Source organism: Nocardia carnea, from assembly GCF_029869215.1.
Taxonomy (GTDB): Bacteria; Actinomycetota; Actinomycetes; order Mycobacteriales; family Mycobacteriaceae; genus Nocardia; species Nocardia carnea_B.
In genome coordinates, this window is record NZ_JARWPM010000025.1 from 1 (window position 1) to 4,707 (window position 4,707).

The 4,707-nt window shown below is 69.8% G+C and carries 4 protein-coding genes; 2 read left to right on the forward strand and 2 right to left on the reverse strand.

Features of this window, described 5'->3' with window-relative positions:
- Window positions 1-189: 189 nt before the first annotated feature.
- A complete protein-coding gene (locus QH276_RS00555; RefSeq protein WP_280402177.1) occupies window positions 190-825 on the reverse strand; it encodes a response regulator transcription factor in 636 nt (211 codons plus the stop codon).
- Window positions 826-998: 173 nt separating this feature from the next.
- Complete coding sequence (locus QH276_RS00560; protein ID WP_280402178.1) at window positions 999-2,411, reverse strand: ATP-binding protein; 1,413 nt, start codon at window positions 2,409-2,411, stop codon at window positions 999-1,001.
- Between the two features lie 248 nt (window positions 2,412-2,659).
- On the opposite strand from QH276_RS00560, the gene QH276_RS00565 reads away from it, so the two are divergent.
- Window positions 2,660-4,345: a PspC domain-containing protein gene (locus QH276_RS00565; RefSeq protein WP_280406546.1), complete on the forward strand. Its 1,686-nt coding sequence runs from the start codon at window positions 2,660-2,662 to the stop codon at window positions 4,343-4,345.
- Window positions 4,338-4,586, forward strand: a complete 249-nt coding sequence (locus QH276_RS00570; RefSeq protein ID WP_280406547.1) for a hypothetical protein — start codon at window positions 4,338-4,340, stop codon at window positions 4,584-4,586. Before QH276_RS00565 ends, QH276_RS00570 begins: the two co-directional genes overlap by 8 nt.
- Window positions 4,587-4,707 lie beyond the last annotated feature (121 nt).

The window sequence follows — 4,707 nt, forward strand, 5'->3', positions numbered from 1 at the left end:
GTCTCGTTCTTCACTCCGCCGCTCCTCCGCTTCGCTCCCCCGCTCTGTCGCTCCAGAACGAGACGGGCCCCGAACCACTGATGTGAACCATGCGGATGCTTGGAACAGGGGTGGTTTCGCGACGGGTTCCCCTGGAATGCCACGAATGCCGGCCGGGAGTAGGCGAGTCCGGGGTAAGCGGTTCGGGGGTCAGTCGATTCGGCGGCGGTGGGCCCAGCGGGTGAGGGCGTTGCGGTTGGACTGCTGGGTTTTGCGCAGGACGTTCGAGGCGTGGGTTTCCACCGTTTTCACCGAGATGAACAGCTTCTCGGCGATTTCCCGGTAGGTGTAGCCCCGCGCCAGTAGTCGCAGAACCTCCAGCTCCCGCGGTGTCAGCGAATCGAGTTCGGGGTCCAGCGGGGGCTCGGGGACCGGTGATTTCCCGGTGAACGAATCCAGCACGAAACCGGCCAGCCGCGGACTGAATACGGCATCGCCACCGGCCACCCGGCGGATCCCGTCGGCCAGTTCGGCTCCGGAAATCGTTTTGGTCACATACCCGCGGGCACCTGCCCGGATCACCGCGATCACATCCTCGGCGGCATCGGAAACGCTCAATGCCAGACATACGGGGCCGCTGTCGATCCCGTTCAGTACCGCCACGCCGCCCCCGGCGGGCATATGCACATCGAGGAGCACAACATCGGGTTTCGCGGCATTGATACCCGCCACGGCCTCGGCCACGCCCCCGGCCTCCCCGACCACCTCCATATCGGTTTCCCGGCTCAACTCGGCCCGCACCCCGGACCGGAACACCGCATGATCATCGACGAGAAAAACCCGCACACTCGCCCTTTCTGTGTATGGATGGCGCCGCCTCGGGCCCCCATCGGAGGCTACCTGTGCGCGGGGCCGACTCAGCAGGATCGGCACGGCGCCCGTCCTGCCTCACGACTACCCGGCAAGCGATCCCCGCAAGGATTCGTGGTAGCGGATCACTTTCCAGCCGTCATCGGCGGTCAACGAACTTCCTCACGGAGTGTCCACGTATCGCGGACAGGCTCGGATTCGTGCCCGGCCTCGGGGCGGTCGGCCGGCAGGCCTTCGGGGGTTCTACCGGGCGGAGCGCTTTCCGGAGACCGCGGACGATCCCGGCCGTTGCTCTCGTCGTCGGTGCCGGAATCGGTGCGGGGCAAGAAGATTCGCACCTCGGTGCCACGTCCCGGCGCCGAGACGATTTCCACTGTCCCTCCGCGCCGCTCCACACGGGCCCGAATGGACCGGGCGAGACCGTGCCGGTCGTCGGGAATCGAATCGGGGTCGAAACCGGTACCGCGGTCACGGACGAACACGCTGACCTGATGCGGTTCGGTCTCGGCGAACAGGTCGATATCGGGAACACCGGCATGTTTGGCCGCGTTCACCAGTGCCTCACGGGTGGCGCCGAGAACGGCGGTGAAATGTTCGCGCGGGAGGCCGGAACCGCTGGCCTCGTCGTCCATCGCCACATCGCCCACCGTCACCGGGGCGACCTTCACGCCGTGCTGATCCTCGACCTCACCGGCAATGGTGCGCAAGGCCGCGGCCAGGCTCGACTCGGCGGGGCCGGAATCGGCGAACAACCAGCGGCGCAGTTCCCGTTCCTGGCTGCGCGCCAGGCGCAGTACCTCCTGCTGGTCGCCGGATTGCCGCTGGATCAGCGCCAGCGTCTGCAGTACGGAGTCGTGTAGATGCGAGGCGATCTCGTCGCGTTCCTCGGTACGGATGCGGGCCGCGCGTTCGGCGTTCAGTGAATGCATCATCCGCAGGCCGAGCGGCACGGTCAGCAGGCCCACCCCGATCAGGGTCGCCGCCACCGCCAGCAGCGCCGACCCCAGCGAACCCCAATCGACCTGCGATACCACGACCACCGCCAAGCCCACGACGACCAGGGTGACCCCGGCGATGATCCGCGACCAGGTGACCACCGACGGTTTCGCCGGTATCCCGACCAGGGATCGCGGCCCGTCGGCGTCGTACTCCCGCCAGACGAGCGCCGCACCCACCGCGATCACCAGCAGCGGCGCGATCACCCGGGCCGCGGTACCGCTGAACGCCCAGGACACCGCCACCGACAAGCCGAGGCCGAGCAGCGCCAGGCCGATCGCCTGCCGGCGTTCGGTACCCGAGGGCCGGGCGTCGTCCGCGCCTCCGGGAGTGAAGATCCACAGCAACCCGTAGGCGACGATGCCCGCCCCGGCCAGCGCGGACAGCAGTACGAACGCCATCCGCACCTTGAGCACGTCGATACCGAGGTGATCGGCCACCCCGCCGGCCACCCCGCCGACGATCCGGCCGCCGGACCGGCGCACCAACCGCCCACCCTCGACCCCCGGTTCGAGCACGGGAGGGGTGACGCCCCGGGCATAAAAGGCAGGTCCGAACGGGCACATACCCTCGATACTGGCACGCCCGCAACCCCATGACCATGGGGAAACACCCCCATCTACCCCCACACACGCTGCAACAACGCCGAGAACCCGGTCACCCGCACGTCGGTTCACATCCGTGGTTCGGGGCCGTCTCGTTCTGGAGCGACAGAGCGGGGGAGCGAAGCGGAGGAGCGGCGGAGTGAAGATACAGGTCGGTTTCAGGGTTCACCCCGATGTGGGAAACGCCACGGCGAGCGGACCATGAAGTCATGACGAGAACCAGCTTCGGTGAGCAGGTCCAGCAGATGTGGCAGACCCGGCCGGCACGGCTGCCCCGGCACGGGCCGATCGCCGGGGTGGCGGCCGGGGTCGGGCACCGCTACGGCGTCGATCCGGTGCTGGTGCGGGTCGCGTTCGTGGTGTCCACCATCTTCGGCGGTGCCGGGATCGTCCTGTACCTGATCGGGTGGCTCCTGTTCCCCGAACCCGGCGAGGGCACATCGATGGCGGAATCGCTCGGCCGCAAACGGCCGGATTCGCACAACCAGACCAAGACGATCGTGCTGATCGTGGCGCTGGCCATTGCGGTGAGCACGATGGGCCCGGTGGGTGTGGGACTCGGCGGGTCGGGCGTCATCGCCCTGGCACTGATGCTGGCGGGCTGGTGGATGCTGTACATGCGGGCCCCGCAGCCGCCGCCGCTGCCCGCGGGCGGCACCGAGGCACCGGTGGGTCCGGGAACGACCGGATATCCCGGCACCGCCTTCCCGCAGGCGGGAGTGGATCCGTACACCTCGCACATCACCGGCATCTACACGCCGTACACGAAGCTGCCGGACCGATATGTCCCGGACAACCCGGCGCCGGCCGGCGAGAATCCCCCGGCCGCCGCCACGCCCCAGACGCCGGCCACCGCCGGGCCGGACCGCGCCGAGGAAAACCCAGCGGAACCGCCGACCGGCGACGATGCGGATATGCCGCCGACCGGGCCGCGCGGCCCGGTGCAGAGCGCGACCGGCTCCGTATCGATACTTGGACCCGCGACCACGCCCGATGCGGGTCCGCCACAGTCGGCCACCCCCGAACCGGATCCGGGCACAGCCGGTCCGGCCACGTCGACCGACCCGGTGACGTCGGCGAACGACGTGGCGGACGGCCCCGCTTCCCACGCCGGCGCACATTCCGGCCGGAAGTCCTTCCCCGCCCCGGCCCACGATCCCGGCGAGAATCGCCCGGCATCCCCCCGCCCGGCCATCGATATGTACAAGTCCACCGGACCAACCGACCGCACGCCGCCGGCCTGGGATCCGCTGGGTGTCGCACCGCTGGCGTGGGACCTGCCCGAACCCACTCCGGCGCATCCGGTGGCGACCGTGACCGAGAAAGGTCCTCGCTCCCGTTTCACCCCGGTCGTCCTCGGCCTGGCCATCCTGGCCGCGGCGGGTGCCGGAGCGGTGGCGGCGGCCGGGTCCGACTGGATGACGCCGGGCCGGATCGCCGCCGTCGCGCTGGCGGTGATCGGCCTGGGGCTTATGCTCGGTGCCTTCCGGCGCCGGGGGCACGGCCTGCTGCTGGTGACCGCCCCACTGGCGGCGTTCGTCATCCTGGCCGCGGCGGTGGGTCCGGTTGATTTCCAGGACTCCACCATGGGCGACCGCACCTGGGCGCCCGCCTCGGCCACCGAGATACGGCCGGAATATGCGGTCACCATGGGGTCGGGCACCCTGGATCTGCGCGGTATCGCATTGACCGAGAACAAGACGGTCGATCTCTCGGTGCAGATGGGTGAGGCCGTGGTGCTGGTGCCGGAGAACATGAATGTGCGCACCGACTGCACCGTCCGGATGGGTGAGGCGAACTGCCCCGATGGGCTCACCGGTCCCGGCGGGGACGCGCCGGTGCTGAATCTGAATGTGGAGGTCCGGATGGGTGAAGCGGAGGTGCGTCGTGGCTGAGCAGACTACGAAACCGCAGGACGAGACATCCGGTGGCCCGGCGGCCGACGCCCGGCGCTCCGGCCGGTTCTCGCTCGGCCTGTTCGTGACCGGACTGCTGGCGTTGCTGGTGAGCGTATGGGCGCTCACCGGGCCGGCGCACTGGGAGTTCGCGGCCATGATCCCGATCGGCTGGATCGCCGTCGCGGCGGCTATCGTCGCGGGCGTGGCGCTGGTCCTCTCGCCGCGGAAACGCCGGTAGCGCCGCGCACACCCTTCTCGTCGGGTGTGACCCCCGAATACCGGACCGGGCCCGGGCGGGCCCCCAGGGGGGGGGGGGGGGGGGGGGGGGGGGGGTGGCAAAAGGTTGGGGGGGGGGGGGG